Source organism: Vibrio sp. 10N.222.47.A9 (genome assembly GCF_963872585.1).
GTDB lineage: Bacteria > Pseudomonadota > Gammaproteobacteria > Enterobacterales > Vibrionaceae > Vibrio > Vibrio splendidus.
The window spans coordinates 30,578-56,389 of the sequence record NZ_CAWNBB010000055.1 but is presented as its reverse complement, the minus strand read 5'-3'; the positions used below and the strand labels follow the sequence as shown (position 1 = coordinate 56,389).

The window sequence follows — 25,812 nt, the reverse complement described above, 5'->3', positions numbered from 1 at the left end:
CAAATACTCAAAAGCGCGCCCTATTAGGTCGCGCTTTTTTTATGCTCCGATTTTTGTAGCCAGCTTTTCTATGTCTGGTTTTCTAGATCTAGCTTGTGATGCTTAAAGTACATAACCAATTTTCTATCGTCAGTGGCGTTAAATGGTAAAACTCTGAATCGAATAAAAACCATACTACACCTGTTCCAACAAAACAGACTTCTAACTTATACAGGTACTAAAATGAAAAAGATTGCACTTAAAATTGTAGGACTAACGGTTTTGGCTTCTGCGCTAACTGGTTGTATCGGCAGCAACGCCGTAACAGGGAAAGTGATGAAATTTAACGTTGAAGTTGTCGATAACCGCTATGCTCGTGCAGGTGTAAACTTCTTATTAGCGCCTGTGTACGGTATTACAACCGCAGCCGACTATGTCGTATTCAACTCACTTGAATTTTGGACAGGTAAAAACCCAATCAGTGGCTCGCCACACGTATTTGATACAAAAACAGATACACACTTCGAAGTGAACGACGACCTAGACCCAAGCCTGAAAGAAGCCCCTGTAGGCCCAATTTCAAATAATCGCACGATTGAAACGGGTGAGATGATTAAGATTGACGAAAACACGGTTCAAATGGACATCGTCTATACCTCTGGCGAAACGGCAACTCTGACAGGTATCAAAGAGGGTCAAAACGTTAGTTATTACATGGATGGTCAGCTTGTGTCACAAACGACCATCGATGAATTAGAGAAGATACAAGGCACTGAAGCTTAAGGTTTGTAGCTCACACTAAGGCATAAGATTCGTAGCCCATAGGGAGTTCAATCTCAAAGCTAGGTTTGACTTTAAAAAGCGTAAAACAGAACAAGCCCGGCAATTGCCGGGCTTGTTTGTATATGATCTATTATTTGTATCCGCTCTATTGGGATTGAGACTGTGTAAGCCGAATACTCACCAAACTTGCCACCATTATGGCCAAGTAAAAACTGCCGATAATGGATTCCATAAACACGAAGAACTGAGCAATAGGTAATGCCGGTGATATGTCACCATAACCAACCGTAGTCAACGTGATAAAGCTAAAGTACATCGCATTAAACAAATTGGTTAGCCAGATTTGCTCTTCTAACCCATTAAAGGCGTTGGGGAATATTTCTAAAATCAACAAGTAGATGGTCGACCAAGCGAATCCCAACAACAAGTAAATACAGATCGAGCCGATAATGTGATTGGGTGTTACCGTTTTGGCTTTCATCACCTGTTTCAACGCCGAGTAAATGTGTGAAAACAAGAACACAGCCAACGCTGATAGCGTCACTATCGACAGGTTATAGCCTTCCAAAAACGAAAACACACCAGACACTAATGCCGTAATCAATAACAGCCCATACCAAGAGCGATACAAAGCTCGCTCTTTATGGATACCAACAATTGAACTCGCCAGAGTAATGATGATGAGAAATAGTATTGTTTTCTGGCCTTGCGGATAAAACTGCTGCATCACCGCGCAACCAAAAAACAACACCAACAGTGCATAGAATAAGAAGTAGAAGTTGTCGTCTTTAGAGACTGGCTTCATCTATTTTTCCTCTGCCTCTGCTGGTTTTTTCTCAGTTTCTTGTTGGTTTTTCTCTTCAAGCCCAAGCCACGCCATCATCAGCTCATAGCTTAAACTCAGTATCACAGCACCAACAAACAGACCGACGATTCCTGACATCGCCATTCCGCCCAGTGCGCCGAGTAAAATAACCAACATTGGAATGTGAGAGCCTCGACTTAATAGTACTGGCTTCAAGATAGCGTCACTGCCGCTTACCAAAATACACCACACTAAGAATAAGCTCGCCGCCAGTGTCGATTCAACACTGAACATGTAAATAATGGCAGGTAACAAAGCAAGAATCGGCGGCAACTGAATAATAGCGACCAGTAACACCGCTAGCGCCCACAATGCCGCGGCTGGAACACCCGCGATGACCAAACCAATTGCCGACATGATAGATTGAATCACAGCAACACCAATCACACCTTGCACAACGCTGCGCACAGTCGATTTAGATAACTGCACAAGCTCTACGCCTTTGCCATCCGTTAAACGAACCACTAAGTGAGTCACACCGGTTTGACATTTTTCGGCATTACTCATGAACGCACCTGCAATGATGGTTGAGATAATAAATTGGACAAAACCACCGCCCAATGAGCCTAAGATCGAGGCCATTTTAGAAGCAAATACCTTAAGTTCGTCTGCATACGTGATAAACACGCCCTCTATATTCGAAGAAGCATGGACCAAGGCGGCATAAACTCTTTCGCCAACTAATGGGATATCTTGCAAGGACTCTTTGGGTTTCGGCAGAGACAAGGTTCCGTCCTGTAGCCCTGTCATTAGGTCCGAAGCACTGGTGTAAATACCGGAAGAGAGCGCAACTAAAGGAATGAGCAGTAACAGTACTCCGATAAAGCTCAGTAATGCGCTGGCTTTTCCTTTCGACATTCCCGTCTTATTTGAAATCGCGACAGCAACTGGATAGAGCGCAGTCGCAATGATCGCCCCCCAAATAACCAATAGAATAAATGGGCGTAAAATCGAGAAACACCAATACACGAGCATGGCAATTGCTGCGATCTTGATGGCAGCGTCTATCGCCTGTTTTGAAAAATCATCGGTTAACTTCATGAGACGTCCTTGTAAGACATAATTAAGGCTGATTTTGTAGGAACTTCCAATTCCGAGTTTCTAGGAATAAAGAAGCCAAAATCATATATATACCAATTAACACTAATTGGAATATGCGTATAAGAGTGTTGCTATCGATGTCGCCTGAGCTCATCAAAGTGCTACCGACAAGTACTAACAACGTACTAAATGCAGTGGCGAAAATCGGCGCTTTTTCGGGAACCGTGTAGATCTTCTTGGCGATCACAATAGCGACCAAGCCTATGAATAAAGAGTAGAAGATAATATTAGGAACAATCGAAAGGATTGAAAAAGCCGCTATCGCGAGCAATCCCCCGATACCGTTACTTATCACTAGAAAAGCACTCAACTTTATCGACTTCTCTGACGTAATCATCAACGATAACAACGCAATGAACATCATTGTCAATAAAGCTTCAGATATTTGAAAGATAAAGAAAAAACATACCACTGGATAGGAGATAATCATCGCCCTAAAGGCTGCATACCAACGCTGTTTCTTTTCGAGTGGCACAGCAGCGAAGCCTGAGAACTCCGATTTAGGCTCAGGGAAAAATACATGCACTAACGCAAAGATCATCACTGAAACCACCCCAGAAGTTGCTAAGCCAGAGGCCAGCATTACCGAAACGCCAGGGTTATCAATCGCCATGAATGGCAACATCAAGACTGCAATCAACAATATGGTGGCGAAAAGGTTCCATTTAGGGTCGACAAACAAGTAGTAACCCCAAAGCATCATTAACCCCACTAAAATCAGCAATGGGATTGGGTAATGGGTAATTCCTCGCGACAGCAATAAACCTAACCCCATCGTCACCACAACGGCCAAAAGCAATTCGTAGACCGTTTCCTTATGGAGATTTGGTTTATCAATTAAGAACTTAGCTGTGAACACTGGCGCCACAAACGCAAGTGGCCAGTTTATCCACGCCGCCAAGAAAACAGCCAACGTGACCCCGACCGTAAATCGCAGGATCCGTTGCTGTGTTTGTTGGTCAGGAATCGGCTTATCGGACATAAGACAATACGCTAATCAGACGAATCCATACTTTGCCTATCGCGTTGAACACAAAGTTGCCACCGCTATAAACAATCACATCCGCTTGGCCACCCACTCGGAGCATGCCTGTCACTTCTTCATTATCAAATTCAATGGTGATGGGAAGCATCTGTGTTTGGCGCAACCAACCCGTTTGTTGGCTAGCTTGAGCAAGCTTACCTGCTTGGTCATTTTGCCCCCAATCAACACCCCAATCGATACTACTTACGCGCCCTTTTACCACTTTGCCCGGTGCGAAATCTAACGCCACTTCAACTTCATCACCAACCGTTACATTACCTAGGCTGTTCTCTCGATAATAAGCTTCAATCCAAATATCTTCGGTTGAAACAAAGGTCATGATTGCTTGCCCTGCTGATGCATAGAAACCTTCAGAGAGGCTAAAGTTAGAAACACCACCTTGTGTCGGCGCGGTAATCACGGTGCGCTCTAGGTTCAATTGAGCTTGTTCAAGTGCCAGCAACGCCGCTTTCACTTGACTGTTTTCTTGGCCTTCTTTACCCATTTGTTGCTTCGCACCTTCAAGATCAGCCTCTGCATTCACAACAGCTGCTCGAGAGGTCGCTAATGCTGCTCGCGCTTTATCTGCATCTGATTTAGAAACCACACCTTTGTCTGCCATCTCTAAGACACGCTTGGCTTGCAGTTTGGTGTTTTGTCTTTCAACAATCGCTGAAGTGAGTTTTGCTTGAGCTGAAGCAATGCTCGCGGTTTGAGCACCGACATTTTGGCCTGCAATCTCTAAATTTTGCTCGGCTTGTTGTACGGCTATTTGGTAATCAGACTCATCTAAAATGGCTAACTTATCGCCTTGATTAACCAGTTGGTTAGGTTGAACCAGTATATCGAGTACTTTACCCGACACCTCTGGCTTGATTGGAACGATATAACCTTTTACACGAGCATTATCAGTAATAGGGATGATTCGGTCTGAAATGACACTGAAGATCAACATGAATGCAACAAACAACAATAGATAGTTTGTGACCTTTCTTACTTTGTCTTTTCCATTTTCTTACTGGCCAACTTCTTCATTGGCTTCTTGCTTATTCCCTTTGGTTTCTGACATGGGACTCCCTTCTAGATAACTAACATCAACAAAATTAATACTTTAAAAATAAACCCAGCGATGGAAAACTCAAGTAAATAGGGTTAGATTTAGTAAACAAAACGTTGCAAATGATATGCACGTCTAATAATGCAACAATATATACAGGATTGTATTCCAATGACCTCTAGTCACTACCAAGTCCCGGTAATTCAAACGAACTACGCCAAGATTCTGGTTCAGGTTTTTTCTGACTATGGTTTTGATTTACATCTGTTGCTTAAAGATTCCGGTTTACCACCCGACCTTATCGAATCAGAAAGTGATTTTGTGCCATCGGAATCCATTAAGCGTTTGATTTATCTTACATCGGCACAACTCGGCGTATCTCGGTTCACCGATATTCTTGGACTCGCATTTCGACGTCGAATCATCCCAAATGTCTTGCATCAATTTACCGAATTCGAAACCATTGGTGATGCACTAAAACAGATCAATTCAATCTTTGCCTACGACTCCCCAGGCAGCAAAGTCGAGTTTATTCAAGAACACGGTCAGAGCTGGTTTTGTCGAACCGCCCCCGAAGACAATTCCCCTATGTTTCAATGGGGGGAAGCTTTTGCGATTACATATATCATTGAATTAATAACCATTTTATCCCAATCCCCATGGTTACCTAATAAGGTGCGTCTGCAAGGACATGACATCGATGTCGTCAAAACACTGGTACCAAGTAGCTGCCAACTGTTTGTTGATCAGTCGTCGACGGCTGTACTTATTCCTGAAGAAATCTTACAACTCCCAATTCGCCTAACCTCTAAAGAACTCAGTGCTAAACCGACACTGATTGAGTGGCATACCAGCTTTACCGATAGCGTTTATGAACTTCTAAAGCCGTACATGAAAGAACAAGATCTCTCTCTTGAAGAAGCCGCTGAGCTACTCAACTTTTCGGTGCGAACGTTCCAACGCAAACTCAAAAATGAAAACACCACATATCGAAAGATCAAAGAGAACCTGATGTTTTCAGTAGCATGTGAACTGATGGAAGAAGGTCACACGCTGACCTACATTTCTAGCCAGCTCGGTTACACCAACATCTCGCATTTCTCGAGAGCCTTTAAACGGGTGTCTGGTCTTACGCCGAAGATTTACCAACGATCGATATCGGCTTAGACTCCGCTCGATTGATCAACCAAGCACAGCCTGCATCTAACCAAGGGCAATTGGAGTAGCACAGCCTGAGCTCGAGCTACACACTCTATTTCGCCCGTTACCTTTGGCGCGATAAAGTGCCTTATCTGCACTGCGATAGGTCGCTTCGGCTTGCGCCTGTATTTCAGACACACCACTACTCACAGTCAGGTTCAATGTTGTTCCTTTGGTAATCACTTCTTTCAATCGATACATCGCCTCAAACGCTTCTGCTAAATTGGTTTCAGGCATCAAGATAGCGAACTCTTCTCCGCCGACTCGCGCGACGATGTCAGTGTCTCGACTGTTATTTCTCAACAGTTCAGCGACCTCTTTCAGCGCTGAATCACCTTGGTCATGACCATGATTATCATTGATGGCCTTGAAATGATCTAAATCGATCAACGCCAAACAAGAGTGCGTGTAACCATAACGCTCCGCTAAGTTTGAATAATGATTAAGATCTTTATCAAAACGGCGGCGGTTCCAGCACCCGGTGAGAGAATCTGTGTCCACCAACATTCTTAATCGACGTTCTAATACTTTACGTCGACTAATATCCGTAAAGGTCACCACATATTTATTATTGTGCGACAGTATTTCAACTAACTTTTCGACAACCACATTCACAGTAAAATGTTCACCAAGTCGACTGACTCCACTCAACTCACCCTTCCATCTCTGGTTTTCCTTGAGTGAGCGAGTAATGGTCGATATTAAACTACTGTTATTCATAAAACAGAGATCAGAAATCGGGCGAGACTCGACTTGATTAAAGGCATAACCTGAAACCCGAGAGAACTGTTGATTCACTTGTATGACCCTCAATTGACTATCGAGGACAATAAAACCAGCGACGCCATCAATGATCGCTTCCGACAAGCTATTCTTGCTTTGAGCCATTTCATGTCGATATAGGCGCGCAGTAATGAGGGTACTGAGAAAAAACAACGCGCATACAGAAAAAGCCATGACTGCCGAAGAAGCCATACTCAATAACCACAAGCTAACTGCCATATTAAGGGCAAGTGTGGACACCACGTATAGCGGCATTTTTCGGTCAAAACTTAACTTATTCATAGTCTGCTCTAGTGATGGGCGAATGACTATGATGGCTAAGTTTCCACTAAGATATTTACCATTTTACGACACATACAAATTCAAATTACATGTCGAACATTAAGCGCATAGGCTTATACTAACTATTGATCAGAAGAAACGAGTTCTTTAATAGAAAGAGCTAGTTATTAATCGGGAACAACTAATTATTGAGTAAGAACAACAAGCTACCACCGCTCAACGAGCTGCCATAATTGAAGTTAATTCCAATTCCGAAGTTGTCAAAAAAGTAAGAGTCATAAGGCACATCAAATACTAATCCGGCCCCGAATTCATAGTAATAGTGCGTATCTAAAGGAGCAGTCAAATCACCCGCGACATCGATTCTTGTTAAGTTATAGTGGATTTGAGGGTTATTCAGCGACCAAGCATCGAGCGCTACATTTTGCCTAAACTCGAGTTCATTAATGAATCGCATCCCTTCTGGGTTACCGATATCGCCATCGTTCGCTTCGCCCCAGCCTGTTCCATAAAAGTAACGAACTCTGGAAGACACATTCCAACTGCCCCACTCCTTTGGTTGCAAGTATTGAAGTTTGACTGAAGGTTCTGCAACAAGCGCCCATGCTGATGTATTCAACGCGTAGCCGTCTAGCTGAGATTGAGATGCTTGAGAGTAGCTGTTGTTGTATTCGTATTTATTGCGGTAATAGAGCAAGTGAGTGCCTAAGCCATAGGCGATAGACCAATGTTGGTTTAAATGGTTTTGCCCTCCGAAAAAGCCATACAGGCCCAATACCGAGTCTTCATTTGGGTTAACACGACGGTCAGGAGTCACATCTGATGAGATCTCAATATCCTGTTCAGAAAGCGCATAAGACCCTCGCACAGACCAAATAAGGTCGAAGTCAGGGTCATCCGTTTTAATCACGGAAGAGTAAGGGATGGAGCCCACACTCACTTGGCTTCGAGTATCGATGGTTTTATCGGATCCAAAACCACTGTCGTTTAAGTTGATAAACGAATTAGGATCAAAATCCACAAAGCCAATTGAAATGGCATCGCTGTCAGTCAGCGCAATTGATACAGAAAATATCTTCTCTAAGCGGTTCTGAATCAATTCATTGGATGCATAGGCCGAGGAAGAACTGAGGCCCATTAAGAGCAGAATAATAGAACGGGGATAGTGCGATAGGGGTGAAAGCATTAAGTTGACTCCATTCAAACTTATGCTTTAAGTGTAATTAGTAACTTAACTAATTCAATCAGAGAGTTAACGGTGTGGTTGATACTGCTCTCAGTTCCAACTGCAAGAGCGTTGCTAAATCGATGGCTCCCCAAAGTTCTTCTACGTCTTGGATTCTAAAATGAATAATCATATGCGCCTCTGCCTAAATTGGAGTCTTATCTTGGATCATTCTTAAAACCCTTACTTACCATAATGCGCCAAACTGACTTTAAGACCTGTTTCGCATATAAAACAATAAGTGGTTGAAAATTATAGGGTTAACTCCTAAGTTTTTTATAACCCTTTACTCAGGAAGAAGTAGATGAGCAATATAGAAAAAGTATATGGATTTAATACGCCCCAACGACTCTTTGTCGGTTACACGCTCGCCGTACTCGTTGATTTAACCGTTCTTAATTTTTTTGATGAATACTGGGACTTCGTCAATATCGAGTCTTTCACTATCTCATTTGCAGCTGCGATTCTGCTACAACTCCTGCTCAAACTGTCTATTGGCTTAGAACATAGGCTCGCAGATTACTTCAAGTCTAAACCCGGCACTGCGCCTAAGATTTATCGTGGTTTATCCAGTTACGTCATCTTAGTAGGTTCTAAGTTTGTAATGTTGGAAGCCATCAATATCTTGTTTGGCGACAAGGTAGACTTTACAGGCCCATGGAATGGTGTCGTAGCGTTCTTCGCTGTGGTATTCACGATTTTGGTCGCAGAGATTATTGTTTCAAAGATCTACTTCGCACTCGATGACACGCCCAAAGCCGAAAAAGCATAGCCGCTTTTGATACAGACCTAAGACAAAAAAGTGAGCCAAACAGGTTCACTTTTACATCTATTCTTTACGTTTCAGCGATTAACAAACAGAGAAGTTAGATAAAGACTCTCGCTCTAACACCAAACACCCAAGCGCTACTTTCATTGGAGAACGCAGGATCTTTAATGTATTGAATATCAGGTGTCACTTGGATGAAATCGTTGAGTTGCATGTTGTAGTAAATTTCAGCCGTCCATTGCTCTGTATTACCACTTATTGCTTTCGCATCAGACGCAAAAGAATCACCATTCACTTCTGCCCAATTAAGTGCCACGCCTAAATTGTTGGTTGGTTTTCCTAATCCAAAGTAACCCATACCAACAGAAATCGATTTATCGTAAAGGGCAACATCCCCTTCTGAGAAACCACCTCGCACAAACGGCATAACTTGATCAGTCATGAACTGACTCCATGAGAAGTTAACGCCCGAGCCACCTTCCGCAGCAAGGCTATTACTGTGGCGAGTATCGTCACCAAAGTCCCAGAACGTCACATGGAAGTTATCGGTATAAATCAGTTCTTGTGAAGCCGTCCAACCTAATTCAAGTGTTGTAAAGTAAGACGCATCACTACCAAAAGCGCTATCAAAGCCATCAAAAATATCATCTGACTGACCATTTGCATCAGCGATACCACCGACCACATAAAAGTTTTCGCCTAGCATATGACCAACAGAAAGGGCCAATACACCGTCATCAGGTAAGCCCATCGCACCAGAGCCTGTCGAGAATGCCAAGTTAGTAAAACCAGACCACGGGCTTGCTAGAGCGTAAACATCCGCATAGTTCGTTACATCCTGCCAACCAACAACAATAGTGCCTTTGCCATCGTTGATTTTTTGCTTCCAATTTAAGTCCGTAACACGGAACCCTTGGTCACTGTATGCAGGGCCAATTGCACCGACATAACCAAGAGGGCCGAATGAATAGTCTTTTGGCGCAGTATCACCATAAGCATGCCTATGTTCCACCTTCCAAACCAGGCTACCTGAGTTCTGTGTGCCCTTTCCCAATAGATGCCATGAACCGTATAATCGTGCCACACCCGACGATGCATCAACGCTATCGCCGCCAACCCCATCCCCAGAGGTCAGCCCCAAAGCAAAGTAATCTGCACCAAATGTAAAACCATCTTCAGCTAATGACTCCCTCCAAGATTTCTTTTGTGCTTTCTGCTCTGCAATTGTATTTTCAACAGAATCTGGGCCTTCAAAGTTAGCGCCGTAAACAACGCCGCTCATTGGGCTAGCCGCCATCACAATAGCCATACTTATTTTAGAGAATCTTGAGTTCATCATGTCACCAGTGCTTTTTAAGTTAGTTTTATTCTATTCATTACTCACATTGAAAATTGTCATTTGATGACACTGAGTGATTTAGATACTTCCAACAATAGATTGTATTCAACTAGACGCACTAGCTAGGGTTGATACTGTTCTATACCGTCCGCTTTCATAGCATAGACCGACTGCACGTTGGCTGCGCCGTCAGAGTAATTCACATTTTCTTTCGATTGGTGCCCTGTTAACTGCCCCTCAACCCAAACCGGTGTCATTAAACTCACCAATTCAATGCCTTGCGGGTAGTCTATCAACACCAGTTGATTCGCTGGAGGTGGTGGAGTGTGGATACAGGCTCCAGCAGAAGGTACTAAAAAGAACTTGGTCACCTTAGTGCCATCCATTTCAATCGGCGTGATGTAACCAGGGATGCGATGTTTACTACCTACCACTTCAGTATTGGGTTTCGAACCCAACGCTTCTCGTTGCTTCATAATCTGTTCGCGAGCTACAAATAACGCTTCAACATCGACGTTTTGTTTTCTCAACCTCTCTGTCACTTCAACGATTTCTTGCGTTGCTTCGTCACTTGCCACAAAACCGTCTTTAGACTGAGCCTCTTTAAAGCGAGCAATAGTCGCCATGTCAAACATCTGATTTCTATCTAACTTTTGAAATGGATCCTCCATTAACTCCATATTCGGAACTAACTCATCCCAGTACGTCACTTTTATTTCACTAGCCAATGATGAAAATGACAAACAACAGAACATCAAAAATGAGCATATTGATTTTAAATCAACCATCAAAATCTACTCCAACCAAACACAACAAAAAGGAAGTAGGTAGAGGAAAAGCTCCCCTACCAAATGATTAAAAATCGAATCAGAAATTACATTTCGTTGCGGTATACAACGCCATCTTTCATTACCAATTTGATAGTGTCGATGGTCTTGTATTCAGGATCAGCGTCAAACCATTCCGGAGTCGCGCCTATCACTGCCATGTCTTCCAATGGGTTACCATCAATCAATAAGATATCTGCAACCGCTCCATTTTCAATAACGCCTAATTTCCCTTGTGTGGTGCCTCTAGGGCCTGACATCGCCAACATCTCACCAGCCGTTGAAGTCATTTGTTTCAATACTTCAAAGTTGCTGCCGAAAGCTTGTGTGCGCCAGTAAATTTCGTAACGACGAGCTCGCTCTGCATCGGAATCTGCTCCTACATAGTCAGAGGCGAAAACGACCTTCACATTGTTTTCTAACAATCGTTTACCGTAATCACCGTATTCTTCTTGAAGTTGGGCGACCATTGGCAATTTCTCAGCTGGCATTAACGGGTTTTTCGCTAAATCTGGCGATAATCCCCACATTTGAGGAACAACATATCCGCCTTCTTTGGCAATTCTCTTCATCGTTTCATCATTAATAAAGAACCCATGTTCAAAGCTTTTAACGCCACAATCCAATAATCGATTTACCGATCGATCGTTAAAAGTGTGTGCCGCGACATAGGTATTCCAATCTTTAGCGGCTTCAACAATCGCACATGTCTCATCAACCGAGTATTGAGTCGTATCTATTGGGTCAAATCGAGATGAACCACCGCCACCAGCCATGATCTTGATTTGAGTCGCGCCATTTCGTAGGTTCAATCGTGTCGCTTTCAACACTTCTGGTACGCCATCGGCAACCGCACCAATCCCCATACGTTCAAAGTTAGAAATGTCACCCACAGAATTCGGAGTAAAACCTGGGTCACTTCGATCTCGGAAATCACCATGCCCCGATGTTTGAGAGATAAATGCACCAGAAGGATAAATTCGAGGGCCGACAACGTTACCCGCCTCAATTTCACGAGTTAGACCAAAGGCTGGACCACCCATATCACGAACAGTGGTAAAACCATCATCTAAGTAGCGCTTAGCCACTTGAGTCGCATGAATTGAAATGTCAGTGAGGTCTTTATTAGTTTCGATGTCACCAAAATTATAGTTAATCATGACGTGAGCATGGCCATCGATCAGACCCGGCATTAACGTTTTGCCTTCGCCGTCAATCACTACAGCTTCGCCAGCCTCTATCGGGCTCGCAGAGATTTGTTTGATAAGATTATCTTCGACTAATACATGATGGTCTTCGTACAATTTGTTTTCAGTACCATTGAATACATCGACGTTAGTAAATAGCGTTGATGCGGCATTTGCAGAAAGAGCAAATGAACACGAAAGAGCAACAACAGAGAGTTTTAAGCCTGCATTTTTCATTTATACACCTTGATTCCGTTTATGAGTGGCGTCCACTTCCCATAACGATTCCGTAACTACTAATGAGTGTCATGAGGTTTCAAAGGTGTTTTTGTTAGCCGCGATAATCACAAAAATCTAATCAAAATTCCGGGAAAAAATCGAGGCAAAAACAACTCATCAACATTCAATAACTTAGTAGTGATACTGCCAGTGTTCAAGGTTGATAAATGGCCATTTGGTGACAATAAATAATTATGCGTTCAGGCTACGGTTTCTGCTTACTGGCTGGAATTTTTACTTACTGGCTAGAGTTTCGCTGCGGAGCGGTTATTGCCGAAGCTCTTACTGGTAGCTTGGTACTGCTGCTTACCGACGTTAGCTGTGCTCTTTTCGGTACTGTCTTGGCGTCATGTTCATCTGTCGTTTGAAGGCACGGGTAAAGTGGGAAGAATCGGAATACCCCATCTTCGCGCCCACTTGCGTGATCGATAGATCGGACTGCTCTAGCAACTCCAAGACCTGCTCAAGAACCATCTCTTCAATCAAGGTTTTGTAGACCACCCCTTCACTTTCCAATCGACGCTGGATTGTTCTGACATGAATATTCAGAATCTCAGAAGCTAAGCTAATTGGGAGTTTCCCCATCGTGAGATAAGGTTTAATAACAAGCTTAAAAGCGCTCAGGAATGAGCTAGGTAAAGGCTTAGTGAGATCTGATACTTGAGCAATTTTGGGTAAAACAATCGGTGCAAGCATGATGTCTTCAGGGATCTCAAAGGCAGTGACCGGTCTATGCGTATAAAACTGAGCACTGCCCATTTGTGGTAGAGATTGAAAGCATTCGAGATCGCCATTCTGAATGCCAACCTCAGACGGCTTCCAACGACCTTGCGTTAATACTGAAAGTAGCTCGTTGATGAAAATAACAGAGAACAGTTCAGCGAACTTAAACCAAGGTGCGTTAGTAAATGGCTTCTCGCGAACCAACCACCACTTGCCTCCGGATTGCTTGGTATAGACATTCGCACCATTGGATACGAGCTTCAACTGCTCACCAAATTGGTCTAGCGCGTTTTTCAATGAATCCTGCTGGCTTAGCTTAGCCACAAACCTTGGCACATAGGTTTGCTTGCAAAAACTCCACATAAACAGCGAAAACTCTTCTCTCGACGCAGATTCCCCCATAATCTTGACCACGTTCTTAACCGTTGTCTCAGGGAGATAATCGTAATGGTCATTACTGGTGAGAATATCATTAGGGATTTGGGCACTGCGTAGTAAGGTGTAGATTTCACCATCAATATGTTTGAACAGTTCCGCGAACAATTCGACTTCTTTCTTATCGACAACTGTCATTATCTGAGGGGTATTTGGCATCCTTTCCCTTATCTATTCGTTCACGAACTCAAATTATCACCTTTTTTAAGATAGCAGAACAAACGCCGCGTTACCTAGACCTACTAACCGGATGTCTCCGTCAAAATAACGAATAAACAAACGGTTAGTAGCCAAACTCGTGTTTACTGACTTGGTAGATTACTGAACGGCTAAGTCCGCTCTGCGTACCCAGAATGCTCGTATATGATCATAAATCAGATTAAACACAAACGCGTAAATGGTAATAAAAATGGTCACGCCGATATCCATTAAAAATGCCTGCCAAATCCCCACATCAAGTAAGTAAGCCATCACTGGGATCGTCGCCACCAGCAAGCCTGCCTCAAATAGCACAACATGAAAAACACGTAACTTGAGTGAACGCTTTGATTTTTCACCCGTGAAGTAGCGATCAAAAATGCGGTTGAAACAGTAGTTCCAAATCATCGCGATGGTCGCAACAACTATCATGGTTCCTGATAAGGCATTCACATCATGATCGGTAAATATCGCTAAGCCTATAATTGATAGTGTGACGGCCAATACTTCAAATAACACAGAGTGAAACACTCTTTCTAACGTACTCATACATTCCTCTAAATAATCTATTACGTGCTGGATTGGTCGAGATTATGTCACCTGAAATAATAAGAGAAAGTTAACAGCCATCACGAATAGTGATAGCCTAGGAGTTATTACCCCCTTTGGTATTGAGCGAGAGATAACATGTACAGTTTTGAGCAATTAAAAGTCTTCGTCACTGTGTGTGAAAGTGGCTCTTTCTCTGCCGCCGCTCGCAAACTGAAACGCGCTCAGTCTGGAGTCAGCCAGTCGATCGCCAACCTAGAAATTGCCATCGACCAAGAGCTATTTAACCGAGAGAAAAACATCCCCGTTTTGACCAACACAGGTAAAGCGTTATTACCTGTCGCTAAGTCGATTCTCGACCAACAAAAGTACTTCGACCAAAAAGTAGAATCGCTCACACAAGAAGATGAGCACGAACTGATCATTGCGGTTGATGAAAGCATCATAGATAAGAATTTCATTAAGATAATCAGCTCACTGGCCGATCAGTTCCCAATCACGCACTTCGATATTATTACGGCCTCAACCTTCGATGTGGAAGACCTCGTAAGACGCGGCAAAGCGCAGATTGGCATCATCTATGCGGATGGTGAACTTAAAGTGGATATGGACTTCTTCTTACTGGGCCAAGCCCGCTTTCTTACAGTTAGCTCCGCCACTCACGAACTCAGCCAAATGTCGGTAGTACAAGACTCAGATCTAAAGCGTTACCGCCAATGTGTGCATCGCAGTTCAAAGCAGCGCGAACTGTGGTTCACCTACGGTATTAGCTCGATGCTTTGGTATGCCAACAACCACAAAACGATCATCGATCTCGTTGAACAGAACGTTGGCTGGGCAAATGTGCCTGAAATGATGGTGATGGAAGGCATTCAAAAAGGCGATCTCGTAGCACTGCCAGTGGCACACGAGCATGGTGGTTGGATTACTCCAGTGGGTTGTTTGGTGTCTCGCAGCCACATCAATGGGCCAGTGTTAACAAGTTTACTTGAAAAACTAAAAGGCCACTCATTAGAGAACAATCAATGGCAAGCCAACTAGCCTCCCCCAATTCTTGAGTTCAGCCTATTTCAGCAACTGAATCCTAAGTCAATAACGGTGGTGTTTTCTCCAGCACTACCTCATTTCCGCTTTTCGTGCCGATAATTTTCTTTGTCGTGTGGATAAAACACCCTAGTTGATATCCCAAAGTGACATAACTAGTATGCGATCCCAAAGGGTTTGTCTTATCAAACTGATATCGACAAACCCAAATCGCTCTTTAACACCACTGACCCAACTTCAAATCTCCCAGATAAACGCTCTGTCTTACAGTCGCTTATGCCGGTTTCAAATAGATCACTTTTGAATATTGATTCGCACCCAGTTTATGAGCGCTCTTCGAGTGCTTTTTTATATCTAAATGAACCTTTTGGAAAATTTGTCGTGAACGTTTTAAGAAATATTTGCCCTGAGAAAATGGGTAAAGAGCGTAACAAACGAGAGTATGATTTACGCGTACTTAATTGTGTCAGTGAAAGCGAATATGAATCGCGTATGGCGGTTTGGAATAGCCTAACTTTGGCTGCTACTCCGTCTGTTTCAGAATCAAAAGGCTTCATCGATGAGGCTTTCAACAAACTTCAGCAAGACTTGAAAGAAGCTAGCCGTGAGTTATCGATTAACTACACGGACTTCATCGCAATGGCTCATGAAGAGCTCAACTACATTAAGGTGTTTGTTGCTGATAAGACCGCACAATACGGCTGGTATGCCGCGATCGTTCTTATGATCATCGGTACTGTTGCTTTATGCGCTCAGTAAACCAAACTGTGTATTAAATAAATTGTCTTAAAAGCTCAAGCGATAGGCCAATTTAGCCTTTCTATGAGCCTGTTCTTTAACTAGAAAACAAATGGTTAACCTCATTTGTTTTCTAGTCTATAACCCCTTCACTCTCCCATCAGAGACAACAGATCCCGCGTCGCTTGTTTTGGATCTTCAGCGTGACATATCGCAGATACCAGTGCTAACCCATGAATACCGCTCTCAACTAACTGCGGAATGTTCGACTCGTTAATTCCGCCGATACCCACAATCGGCAACTTCGTTGTCTCCAAAGCCATTTGAATGCCTTCATAACCCCAATGTTTCTTTAGATTCGTCTTGGTCGGTGTGGTAAAAAGCGCACTGAGGCCAATGTAATCGATCGGCAAGCTATCGGCTTCTTGTAGCTGTTGTTCAGTTTCAATCGATAACCCAAGAATCTTATCCGAACCAATCAACTGACGTGCTAACTCTGCAGGCATATCCGATTGCCCTAAGTGCAAACCATCGGCGTCGACAGCCAATGCAACGTCCACTCGGTCATTGATGATCAGCGGAACACCTGAGCCAACCAAAATCGACTTTACGGCTTGTGCTCGTTCAATGAAGGCTCTTACATCCCCATGTTTCTCTCTTACTTGAACCATAGTGACGCCACCCGCGACCGCTTGTTCAACCACAAACTTAAGCGTTTCTAAATCTTGCTGGTCATCCGTTACTAAATAGAGCTTATAAGGGTTCATATCGTACCTTTGGAGTCGATGTCTAAAATTGGCGTTGTACTATTTTACCGACAAATCGCATCATGTGCATGGAAGTTAATACTAAATTAGCTCAATTACACACGCACCATCAAATACGCAACTCGTTGAAAGCATGCCGAAAAACCTGAACTTTTTAACTAAAGCGTTACTTATTACACAAAGTATTCACTTCAAGCATGCCCAGAACGCTGTTTTATGAAATACTCTGCTGTGAAGGAATCAGGTAAATATAGGGATAGTTATGCGCCACCTTTCTATAGCGCTCAAGATCAAGCTGGGTTATGCCATCTGCTTGCTCTTTTTCGTCATTTCAGGCTTTGTGAGTTACAAAGGTATCCAAACCTTGTCGAACGGCTTTAGCCAATACAGTGAACTCAGCCAAAAAGCGACATTATCAAGCAACATTCAAGTGCACTTTCTTCAGATGCGTTTAGCCTCTGAACGTTACTTAGAGTCATTGGATGAACAGTACGAAACGAATTATCAATCAAGCAAACTTGCGATTGATGAACTGCTCAACAACTTAATCCAATCCACCACCAAAACCGATAGCCTAGCTAGCCTGCAATTAGTGCAAGACAGTGTTGCGGCGTTTGATGTGGCTTATGGTTCAATGAAACAGAGTGAGCTTCTCATAGACCAACTGGTCAACGTTGAGATGGTCCAACGAGAAACCAACGCACTGAAAGCGGCTCAGAGCTTGTTGTATGAGTCGTACAACAACAACGATCCAAACGCGAGCTTATACGCAGGCATGTTGATGGAGAATTTCCTCGCAGCCAAGATCACCGTACTCAGTTATTCAAACAACAATGACCTTAAAACCTATGAGGCGGGTAAAGATATCTTTGAATACGCGCTACCAGGTATTGAAGGCGACATTGAGTCTCTAAAATCATCGCCTTATCAAAGTGAGCTGATTGAGGACTTCTCGAACCAACGCGAAGCGTATGCAAAAGGCTTTGAGCAAGTTCATCAACAGATAATTGAGAACACGCAAAGAACCGCTACTCTCGCCTCTATTGGTGACAGCTTAGCGATTGCGGTCGCGGATGCTCAAAGTATTCTCGAGCAACAGAAACAAGCGCTCACGCCAGTACTGCAAGCCAGTGAAAAGCGTTCAATTCAAATCATCTTCTTGCTAACGGGTGTTGCCTTAGTGATTGGCATGACGAGCGCCGTGTTGGTGACTCGCTCTATCACCAAAGGCATCGCACAAGTTAAACAGATCACCAACGAGCTTTCTCAGGGCAACCTGAATGTGGAAGTGAACATTGAGAGCAAAAATGAGATTGGTGAACTGCTGACTAATATGGAGATCACCATTGAATCTCTGCGCGATATTGTTGGCCAAGTGAACCGCTCTAGCGTGCGTATTGGTGAGATGTCGGAGTCACTCAATCAAGTGACAAACAACAGCTCGACCAACGCAACACAATTGAACAGTGAAATGATCAATATCTCTTCTGCCGTTGATCAATTGGCTTCCAGCACTTCAGAAATTGCTGCAAGTGCTAACCACGCGTCTCAAGTTGCTAACCAAGCAACCGAGAATGTGGCAATGGGACTCAAAGAAGTAGACAAAACACTGCATGAAATTGGCAGCGCCGATGAAAGCATGCAGGTGAGCAGCCAAAAAGTGACTGACCTACACAAAGAGTCGATGAACATTGGTGCCATTCTTGAAGTAATAAAAGGTGTTTCTGAGCAAACCAACCTACTGGCATTGAACGCTGCCATTGAAGCCGCACGTGCGGGTGAGCAAGGCCGTGGGTTTGCCGTGGTAGCCGATGAAGTGAGAACGCTAGCTAAGCGTACTCAAGATTCTGCGAGCCAGATTGACGAACTCATCACCTCGTTACAGCGTGGGGCTAAAGATGCGTTAGAGTCGATCAAAGAGAGCCACAGCACGGTTTCCGATGCTTCAACTCAGGCACAGCAAGCTTCTCAGAACTTACATGTGATTAACCAACACATCCAAGATTTGAATCAAGCCAACAGCCAGATCGCAGTATCTGTTGACGAACAAGATTGCTTAACCAAGTCGTTGGGTGAAAACGCGCAAGGTGCAAACACCATCGCACAAAGCAACCAAGAGTCGGTCAGCAGCATTTCTGGTGCCGCGAGTGACTTAACCGAGGTTGCTCATCACCTAGAGAGCCAAGTAAATCGATTTAGAACCTAACGAAGCCAATTGCTCATATAACGAGATAACTAACACGACGACGAGTTAATACGGTTTTGAAGCACCAATAGAAAAGCCCTCAATACATATATGCTGAGGGCTTTTTAATAATCTACGAATGCAGATCTAGATTGAATCTACTGAACCTTCAAACGTTGAATCAACGTCTCTTCATCCAATTGATACAGCTCATCAAGTAAGTTCATTTGCAAGCTACCTGGGCCACGTGAGTTCTCAGCCGCGATTTCGCCAACCACACCCAACACAGCTGCAGCAGCCAAACCACTGTCATCACCGACTGCAGCGAAAGCGCCCGTCAATGCCGTTAAGGTACAACCCATGCCTGTCACATACGGCATCATTGGATGTCCGTTGTTTAACGTCACAACACTGTCTTTAGTGACAACGTAATCTGTCTCACCAGAAATCACCACATTCGCACCGTATTCAGCGACTAAGCATTGCGCTGCGCCTAATGCGGCATCACTGCTATCCAGCGCATCAACGCCTTTGCTCTGCGCTTGCTCACCCGCTAGCGCGATAATCTCAGACGCATTACCACGAATGATTAGCTTATCGGCTAAACGTGCAATTTCACGAGAAGTCTCGGTACGCAGCGTACTTGCGCCACAACCCACAGGGTCAAGAACCACAACCTTGCTGTTCGCGTTCGCTTGTTCAACCGCGAAACGCATTCTTGGTGTCCAAACACTGTCTAACGTGCCAATGTTAATCACAAGCGCGCCAGAGAAAGACATCATCTCAGCCAGTTCTTGCTGCGAGTGCGCCATGATAGGCGAAGCGCCAATCGCTAATAACGCATTGGCCGTATTGTTCATCACGACGTAGTTGGTGATGTTCACCACCAGTGGCTTTTGCTCTCTTAATGCGCGCAACGATTGGATGATTTGTTCAGTTAGCATGGATAAATCCTTATTCGTGAAAGTCGCTCTAAGCCGCTGTTGAATCATTAAGAGCGTTCAGCCCTTGCTGCCAAAAAGCCACTTCCATACGCGTTGCCGTTTTAAAAATATGAACGATGTTTTGACCGCGCTCGCTGTTGATATCAATTTCAGCAAGCAGCTGATTGAAGTATTCTGCGCCCGTTGCAACGCCAGACTGGAACTCTTCTCCGCCGTAAAGCTGAAGCCAGCTCGCGTATGGGTTGCCTTCTAAAACAGTATCGCTGCTTTCTAACAACGCTTTACCGATCACAGCGTAACCAATGGAACACGGAGCCAGTGCCGCATAAAGATCGACAAGATCACCCGTCATGCCGGCATCCAGAACATAACGTGTGTAAGCAACTGTACCAAAATCTTCCGGTTCATTTTCCAAGTCAGATTCGGTTAAACCCCACTGACCACAGTAAGTTACGTGATGTGAAATTTCAGAATCTAACAGCGCATGAACACTTGGCAATGCACGGCGCATATCAGCCAAGGTTTTAGCCTTGTATATTGCTAACGCGTACGCGCGGGCATACTGCTTCAAAAACAAAAAATCTTGCTTTAGGTAATGCAGAAAACACGGTTGCGCTAGTGTGCCGTTCGCCAGCGTTTTAACAAAATCATGTTCGGTGTAGTCTTGCCAATCTTGTTGACAGGCTTGGATTAAGTCTTGGTAATTCATGAGATTCCTTAGTCAAAAGTCGGTACGTAGTCAGCGGCTTTTGGTAGTGATTTGATGATGCCTTTGTCGAACATGAACTGTGCGTAATCGTCGTAACGTTTCAGGTCAACAGCAGAAGGGCGAAGTGCAAAACGAGTCAGCGTATCATTCCATGCGCGTTGGTTAAGTTCGTTGTTCAACGTATCTGGTGAATACGCAACAAACTCGCTCCATGATTCTTGTGGGTGGTTCACGATGTAAGTTGTTGCTTGCTCTAATGCTTTGTTGAACGCTTTGATCGCTTCATCATCGTGCTGCTTTGCGTTCGCAACAAAGATAAGCTCATCGTAAGCTGGCACACCGTGCTCTTCTGGGAAGAATGCTTTTGCTTTAAAGCCTTCAAGGGCTAATTGGTTAGTTTCGAAGTTACGTAAACCACCCCAGATTGCATCTACCTTGCCTGATGCCAATGAAGACGACAGTGCCCAACCCACATTGATGGTTTGCACGTCTGTAAACGCTACATTTTCTTGCGCTAGCATGGTGCCGATGGTCGCTTCTTCGTTACCCGCAATCGCGATACCGATCTTCTTGCCTTTCAGATCCGCTAGCGAATCGTTCTTGCCGTTATCCAGTACCATTAGTGTGTTTAGTGGCGTCGCGATAAGGGTTGATGCACGAACTAAAGGAAGGCCCGCTGCCACATCCATGGTTAAACTTGGTTGGTAAGTTACCGCTAAATCGACCTTACCTGCTGCGACCAGTTTCGCTGGCGTGCTTGGGTCTGCTGGTTCTTGGATTTCAACCTCTAAGCCTTGGTCAGCGAAGTAGCCACGCTCTTGAGCGATCACAATCGGGCCGTGGTTCGGGTTCACAAACCAATCCAACATCAATGTCAGTTTCTTTTGTTCAGAATCCGCTAATGCATGACCTGAAACTAGCGAAGCAAGCAGTGCCACTGCACCTACCAATTTGGTATTTTTCATAGTTAACCTTTCCTTTTGAATATTATTATTGTGTTTATAGAGCTAATTTTTAACGAAGTTTTGTTTAGATAAATAGCGTGAGCGAAGCTTTATTAAACAAGTGTTATCGAACCATTACTGGTTCTCCCAAGGGATAGCTTTTTTGAGTAACTTGTCTGTGATGAAGTAGAGCGAGATAGACAGCACCGCCAAGATAAACAAGGCCGCAAACATCTCATCAATGATCATTCGCGCGTTGGCCTGTAGCATTAGGTAACCCAGCCCTTCACTCGAACCAACCCACTCCCCGACGACCGCGCCAATTGGGGCAATAACCACCGCCACACGAATGCCAGACGCCAGTGTTGGCAGCGCAGCAGGCAGTTGGATATAACGCAGCAATTGCCATTTCGATGCGCCCATCGTTTTGGCAAGATCGAGATAGCCTGTCGGAGTATTACGTAAGCCGTCGTAACAACAAGTCGTCACAGGGAAGAAGATAATGATCGCCGCCATCACCACTTTTGAGGCGATGCCATAGCCAAGCCACAACATCAATACTGGAGCAATCGCAAACACAGGAATCGCTTGGCTGGCAATTAAGATGGGTAACAGCCAGCGTTTTAGTGGTTCGAACATCAACATCTGCAAGGCGAAAAACAGCCCCATCGACAAACCGAGTAGCAGCCCAAGTAAGATCTCCTGCGCAGTCACCCAAGTGTGCTTGAGTAACACATCGTAACGTTCGATTAGCTTAATAAAGACTTCTGCAGGCGCTGGCAGAATGAAGCTCGGCATCTCGAAGATAACGACCACCATTTGCCATAAACCGAGAATCACAGCACTGCTGATCAGCAAACGCATAACGGGATTCATCTGACGAGGGCGCTTAGTCGTGATCTGTGTGTTAGTTGAACTTTCTTCCATTGAGTTTTCTATCTTGGAGCTATCAGTAGCTTCGCTTCGCGTTAGATCATTCATAATCACGCTCCAGCTGATCTAAGATCGCTTGTTGTAACTCAGCGCATTCACCGTCTAACACTCGTGGTGTTGATGTGAGAGGCACAGATAAAGACTGAGCATTCGCAGGTATGCCTTGCAACACATACAAGTTATCCGCCAAACGCACCGCTTCTTGTGGATCATGGGTGATCAACACAACGGTTTTGTCTCTTAACAGCTCACACGCTAAGCTCTGTAGTTTGTGTCTTGTTACCGCATCCAGCGCAGAGAACGGTTCATCCATCAGCACCACTGGCTTGTCTTGCATTAAGGTGCGAGCCAAAGCAACACGCTGGCGCATACCACCAGACAATTGATCCGGCATAGTAGACGCCTGATCAGCCAAACCAACCGCAGCTAACAACTCTAGTGCTTGATTAGTTTGCAGTGTTTTATCAGAGACTGGACTTTGAAAACGATGACTCAGGCAAACATTGTCGATGACCGATAGCCATGGCAGTAACAAATCTTGCTGCGCCATGTAAGCGATGCGATCGGTTAAAGGCAATTCATCGGACGTTGCCAATGTGCCCTGCCACTCCACCTTGTCGTCCAGCAAGCCCGCCAGATAACGCAATACCGTGGTTTTCCCGCAGCCACTTCGACCCAGCAATACTGTCCACTTACCTGCGTTTAAGCTAAGCGACAACCCAGACAAGGTTACGTGCTCACTGTCGTTATAACGTAAGGAGGCATTGCTGAGCTGAACACCAACGGTATTAACGGACATTACCGTGTCCAGCGAAGAAGTGATTTACCGGGCCATGACCTTGACCGACTTGTAACTCATCAGCGTGAGCAATCGCCTGAGAAATGTATTGTTTGCCTAGGTCAACAGCTTCTGCCAGCGTGTTACCTTGCGCTAAGAAAGAAGCAATAGCAGACGAAAGCGTACAACCCGTGCCGTGCGTGTTTTTGGTTGGAAAACGCTTCGCGCTAATCAAGGCAGACGTCGTCGGGAGAATCAGTAGATCGTTACTGTTTTCATCTTTCTCTAAATGACCGCCTTTGAGAAGAACGGCTTTAGCACCTAGTGCGCGTAAATCTTCAATCATGCCCTGCATTTCAGCTTCGCTTTCAGGTACCGGTTTGCCTGTTAATGCTGCGCCTTCAGGTAAATTAGGCGTAATGATGTCTGCCAGCGGAATCAGTTCTTGCTTTAGCGTCGTGATAGCCGAGTTTTCTAACAGCAGGTCACCACTTGTCGCGACCATTACAGGGTCAATCACTAAGTGTTTAGGTTGGTATTGTTTGATTTTGTCCGCGACGACTTTGATGATTTGAGAATCAGCCAACATGCCGACTTTTACTGCCACGATATTCAGATCAGTGAAAACCGCATCTAACTGGCTAGCAACATGGTCGAGTGGAATAGGGAAAATGGCGGAAACGCCTTGCGTGTTCTGGGAAGTGATAGCGGTAATTACCGAACAAGCGAAACTACCTGTAGCAGACATAGCTTTAATATCAGCTTGGATACCCGCACCGCCGCCACTGTCTGAGCCTGCGATCGTCAATACAATCGGAGTGTTCGTTCGAATCGAACCATCAGCAGAGTGCTGTGAAACTGAGGTTTTTGGTGTTAAATCTTTTGAAATAGAACTGTGTGTCATTGTCGCTCCTACTATCTTACAAGACGTAGGAGAACGAACACCGATCGAAGGAGAAGTCGCATTGGATTCATGAAAAGTTTTCATGAGTGCAGACGTAGATCGAGTGCTTATAGTTCCCTACGCCAGTGTTAACTGAATCAGGTTCAACGGGTCTCGACTAACGATCTCAGCAAACACCAAATAAGGTATATGCCCCCCGACTATTGATAGCGATAGTAGCAGCACTCTCACAACTGAGATACTGATTTTATTCAATTATAAGAATTACGCATGAATAAATCTCAATTAGGCGTGACAAAAAAAATACTTATAACGTTCCTTTAGATGACTTCGACTGTATCAACAAGCACAGCACAATCAGAAACATACCTAGCCAACCTATAAAAGGAATCAGCTCACCGACAACGCAGACGGCAAGCACCGCTGCAACTACTGGTTCAAACAAAGTAAGTAGATTGGCGCTACTCGCAGTCACATGGCGTAAACCAAAACTGAAGGCGATATAACCCAAGCATTGTGGGATTAACGTCAGATAACTGATGACTAATACGTTAATCTGCGAGGAAAACAGGTTCTCCCCCGTAAGCCAGAGCGTTGGCAGCAACAGCATCGCACCAAGGCCAAAAATACTGCCCATCGCCGCTTGAGACTCAATGTCCTTGTCTATCAGTGCTTTTGTCGCCCAAGAATAAATGGCGTAACACACCCCTGCGAGTAGACCCAAAGCAATACCTAATAGCTTGAGATCATCACCGGATTCATTCGTCGTTGAAGATTCTGAAAACACCAACAACCCAATACCTACCACACCAATCGAAAAGCTAGTGAGCCAACGTTTGTTGATATTATTCTTTTTGCTAATCAGACACTCTAACAATGCCGAAAAGAAAGGTGCGGTTGCAATCGAAACCACGGTACCAATCGCCACGCCTGATAATTTCATTGAAGAATAGAAAGCTAAAGGATAGACCGCCAAAGCCAACGCGCTCACTGCCAACAGCCTCTTGTTCTGCAAAAGTTTGTCGAAAGCGAATAGGATTTTTCGATACGCCAAGCCCGCTTGCATTAGGCCACCGACGCCCATAGAAAAAGCACCAATTGCTAATGGGCTTAGATCAGGAGCAAAACTTGCGGCGGTGCCTGTCGTGCCCCATAAAATAGAAGCAAACAAGATGGCTAAAGTGCCCGTTTGGAATTCGTTAACGCGATTGATGGCAAGATTCATTTCTATTACCCAATTTTCAGTTCTGAAATAGATAAT

The 25,812-nt window shown here is 44.4% G+C and carries 23 protein-coding genes, 2 pseudogenes and 1 riboswitch; of the genes and pseudogenes, 6 read left to right on the top strand and 19 right to left on the bottom strand.

The genetic code is table 11. The annotated features are described in order from the left end of the window. Positions 1-222 precede the first annotated feature (222 nt). Positions 223-762 carry a DUF3332 domain-containing protein gene (locus tag AACT19_RS18055; RefSeq protein ID WP_076647875.1) on the top strand — a complete coding sequence of 180 codons (540 nt, stop codon included), beginning with the start codon at positions 223-225 and terminating at the stop codon, positions 760-762. A gap of 145 nt (positions 763-907) precedes the next feature. Here the strand turns inward: AACT19_RS18055 and AACT19_RS18050 are convergent, their stop codons facing one another. The 4 genes and pseudogenes from AACT19_RS18050 to AACT19_RS18035 form a co-directional block, all read right to left on the bottom strand. Then, positions 908-1,567, bottom strand: coding sequence for a potassium channel family protein (locus AACT19_RS18050; RefSeq protein WP_004731606.1), 660 nt, complete (start codon positions 1,565-1,567; stop codon positions 908-910). Then, the gene (locus tag AACT19_RS18045; protein WP_017090544.1) at positions 1,568-2,668 is read right to left on the bottom strand and encodes an AI-2E family transporter; all 1,101 of its coding nucleotides are present in this window, start codon (positions 2,666-2,668) and stop codon (positions 1,568-1,570) included. 22 nt (positions 2,669-2,690) lie between these two features. Further along, positions 2,691-3,710 carry a DUF2955 domain-containing protein gene (locus AACT19_RS18040; RefSeq protein WP_076647872.1) on the bottom strand — a complete coding sequence of 340 codons (1,020 nt, stop codon included), beginning with the start codon at positions 3,708-3,710 and terminating at the stop codon, positions 2,691-2,693. Beyond that, a pseudogene (locus AACT19_RS18035) lies at positions 3,700-4,821 on the bottom strand (HlyD family secretion protein). The gene AACT19_RS18040 and the pseudogene AACT19_RS18035 overlap by 11 nt, the downstream one beginning before the upstream one ends. 159 nt (positions 4,822-4,980) lie before the next feature. On the opposite strand from AACT19_RS18035, the gene AACT19_RS18030 reads away from it, so the two are divergent. Beyond that, a complete protein-coding gene (locus AACT19_RS18030) occupies positions 4,981-5,976 on the top strand; it encodes a helix-turn-helix domain-containing protein (protein WP_076647869.1) in 996 nt (331 codons plus the stop codon). Positions 5,977-6,012: 36 nt separating this feature from the next. Here AACT19_RS18030 and AACT19_RS18025 read toward each other — a convergent pair whose 3' ends face one another. Together AACT19_RS18025 and AACT19_RS18020 are read right to left on the bottom strand one after the other, a co-directional pair. Continuing rightward, positions 6,013-7,074 (bottom strand): sensor domain-containing diguanylate cyclase, encoded by a 1,062-nt coding sequence (locus AACT19_RS18025; RefSeq protein ID WP_076647866.1) that lies wholly within the window; start codon positions 7,072-7,074, stop codon positions 6,013-6,015. A gap of 181 nt (positions 7,075-7,255) precedes the next feature. Then, positions 7,256-8,260, bottom strand: coding sequence for a Solitary outer membrane autotransporter beta-barrel domain (locus tag AACT19_RS18020; RefSeq protein WP_076647863.1), 1,005 nt, complete (start codon positions 8,258-8,260; stop codon positions 7,256-7,258). A 343-nt stretch (positions 8,261-8,603) separates the two neighbouring features. On the opposite strand from AACT19_RS18020, the gene AACT19_RS18015 reads away from it, so the two are divergent. Continuing rightward, positions 8,604-9,071 (top strand): hypothetical protein, encoded by a 468-nt coding sequence (locus tag AACT19_RS18015; RefSeq protein ID WP_017086381.1) that lies wholly within the window; start codon positions 8,604-8,606, stop codon positions 9,069-9,071. A 94-nt stretch (positions 9,072-9,165) separates the two neighbouring features. Here the strand turns inward: AACT19_RS18015 and AACT19_RS18010 are convergent, their stop codons facing one another. From AACT19_RS18010 to AACT19_RS17990, 5 genes are all read right to left on the bottom strand, one after another. Beyond that, positions 9,166-10,365, bottom strand: coding sequence for a carbohydrate porin (locus tag AACT19_RS18010; RefSeq protein WP_017086380.1), 1,200 nt, complete (start codon positions 10,363-10,365; stop codon positions 9,166-9,168). A gap of 164 nt (positions 10,366-10,529) precedes the next feature. Continuing rightward, positions 10,530-11,195 carry a DUF3299 domain-containing protein gene (locus AACT19_RS18005; RefSeq protein ID WP_054542561.1) on the bottom strand — a complete coding sequence of 222 codons (666 nt, stop codon included), beginning with the start codon at positions 11,193-11,195 and terminating at the stop codon, positions 10,530-10,532. Between the two features lie 86 nt (positions 11,196-11,281). Then, positions 11,282-12,658 carry a metal-dependent hydrolase family protein gene (locus AACT19_RS18000; RefSeq protein ID WP_076647861.1) on the bottom strand — a complete coding sequence of 459 codons (1,377 nt, stop codon included), beginning with the start codon at positions 12,656-12,658 and terminating at the stop codon, positions 11,282-11,284. A gap of 357 nt (positions 12,659-13,015) precedes the next feature. Then, positions 13,016-13,996 carry a helix-turn-helix domain-containing protein gene (locus tag AACT19_RS17995; protein WP_004731624.1) on the bottom strand — a complete coding sequence of 327 codons (981 nt, stop codon included), beginning with the start codon at positions 13,994-13,996 and terminating at the stop codon, positions 13,016-13,018. A 180-nt stretch (positions 13,997-14,176) separates the two neighbouring features. After that, complete coding sequence (locus AACT19_RS17990) at positions 14,177-14,605, bottom strand: PACE efflux transporter (protein WP_017077482.1); 429 nt, start codon at positions 14,603-14,605, stop codon at positions 14,177-14,179. Between the two features lie 138 nt (positions 14,606-14,743). On the opposite strand from AACT19_RS17990, the gene AACT19_RS17985 reads away from it, so the two are divergent. Continuing rightward, positions 14,744-15,646: a LysR family transcriptional regulator gene (locus tag AACT19_RS17985; protein ID WP_076647858.1), complete on the top strand. Its 903-nt coding sequence runs from the start codon at positions 14,744-14,746 to the stop codon at positions 15,644-15,646. Positions 15,647-16,063: 417 nt separating this feature from the next. Further along, positions 16,064-16,408, top strand: coding sequence for a thiamine-phosphate diphosphorylase (locus AACT19_RS17980; protein WP_076647855.1), 345 nt, complete (start codon positions 16,064-16,066; stop codon positions 16,406-16,408). A gap of 128 nt (positions 16,409-16,536) precedes the next feature. Here the strand turns inward: AACT19_RS17980 and thiE are convergent, their stop codons facing one another. Next, positions 16,537-17,154, bottom strand: coding sequence for a thiamine phosphate synthase (gene thiE, locus AACT19_RS17975; protein ID WP_076647852.1), 618 nt, complete (start codon positions 17,152-17,154; stop codon positions 16,537-16,539). A 262-nt stretch (positions 17,155-17,416) separates the two neighbouring features. Between thiE and AACT19_RS17970 the strand changes: the two genes are divergently transcribed. Then, complete coding sequence (locus tag AACT19_RS17970; protein WP_076647849.1) at positions 17,417-19,360, top strand: methyl-accepting chemotaxis protein; 1,944 nt, start codon at positions 17,417-17,419, stop codon at positions 19,358-19,360. Positions 19,361-19,497: 137 nt separating this feature from the next. Here AACT19_RS17970 and thiM read toward each other — a convergent pair whose 3' ends face one another. The 7 genes and pseudogenes from thiM to AACT19_RS17935 form a co-directional block, all read right to left on the bottom strand. Continuing rightward, complete coding sequence (thiM, locus tag AACT19_RS17965; RefSeq protein ID WP_076647846.1) at positions 19,498-20,283, bottom strand: hydroxyethylthiazole kinase; 786 nt, start codon at positions 20,281-20,283, stop codon at positions 19,498-19,500. Positions 20,284-20,311: 28 nt separating this feature from the next. Next, complete coding sequence (gene tenA, locus AACT19_RS17960) at positions 20,312-20,992, bottom strand: thiaminase II (protein ID WP_076647843.1); 681 nt, start codon at positions 20,990-20,992, stop codon at positions 20,312-20,314. Between the two features lie 8 nt (positions 20,993-21,000). Further along, positions 21,001-21,957 carry an ABC transporter substrate-binding protein gene (locus tag AACT19_RS17955; RefSeq protein ID WP_017081987.1) on the bottom strand — a complete coding sequence of 319 codons (957 nt, stop codon included), beginning with the start codon at positions 21,955-21,957 and terminating at the stop codon, positions 21,001-21,003. A gap of 114 nt (positions 21,958-22,071) precedes the next feature. Beyond that, positions 22,072-22,806, bottom strand: a pseudogene (locus AACT19_RS17950) (ABC transporter permease); the annotation flags it as partial. A gap of 103 nt (positions 22,807-22,909) precedes the next feature. After that, positions 22,910-23,668, bottom strand: a complete 759-nt coding sequence (locus tag AACT19_RS17945; protein ID WP_076647837.1) for an ABC transporter ATP-binding protein — start codon at positions 23,666-23,668, stop codon at positions 22,910-22,912. Further along, positions 23,658-24,551 (bottom strand): bifunctional hydroxymethylpyrimidine kinase/phosphomethylpyrimidine kinase, encoded by an 894-nt coding sequence (thiD, locus tag AACT19_RS17940; RefSeq protein ID WP_076647834.1) that lies wholly within the window; start codon positions 24,549-24,551, stop codon positions 23,658-23,660. The genes AACT19_RS17945 and thiD overlap by 11 nt, the downstream gene beginning before the upstream one ends. 97 nt (positions 24,552-24,648) lie before the next feature. Then, positions 24,649-24,760, bottom strand: a riboswitch (TPP riboswitch). A gap of 98 nt (positions 24,761-24,858) precedes the next feature. Next, complete coding sequence (locus AACT19_RS17935) at positions 24,859-25,776, bottom strand: DMT family transporter (protein ID WP_076647831.1); 918 nt, start codon at positions 25,774-25,776, stop codon at positions 24,859-24,861. Positions 25,777-25,812 lie beyond the last annotated feature (36 nt).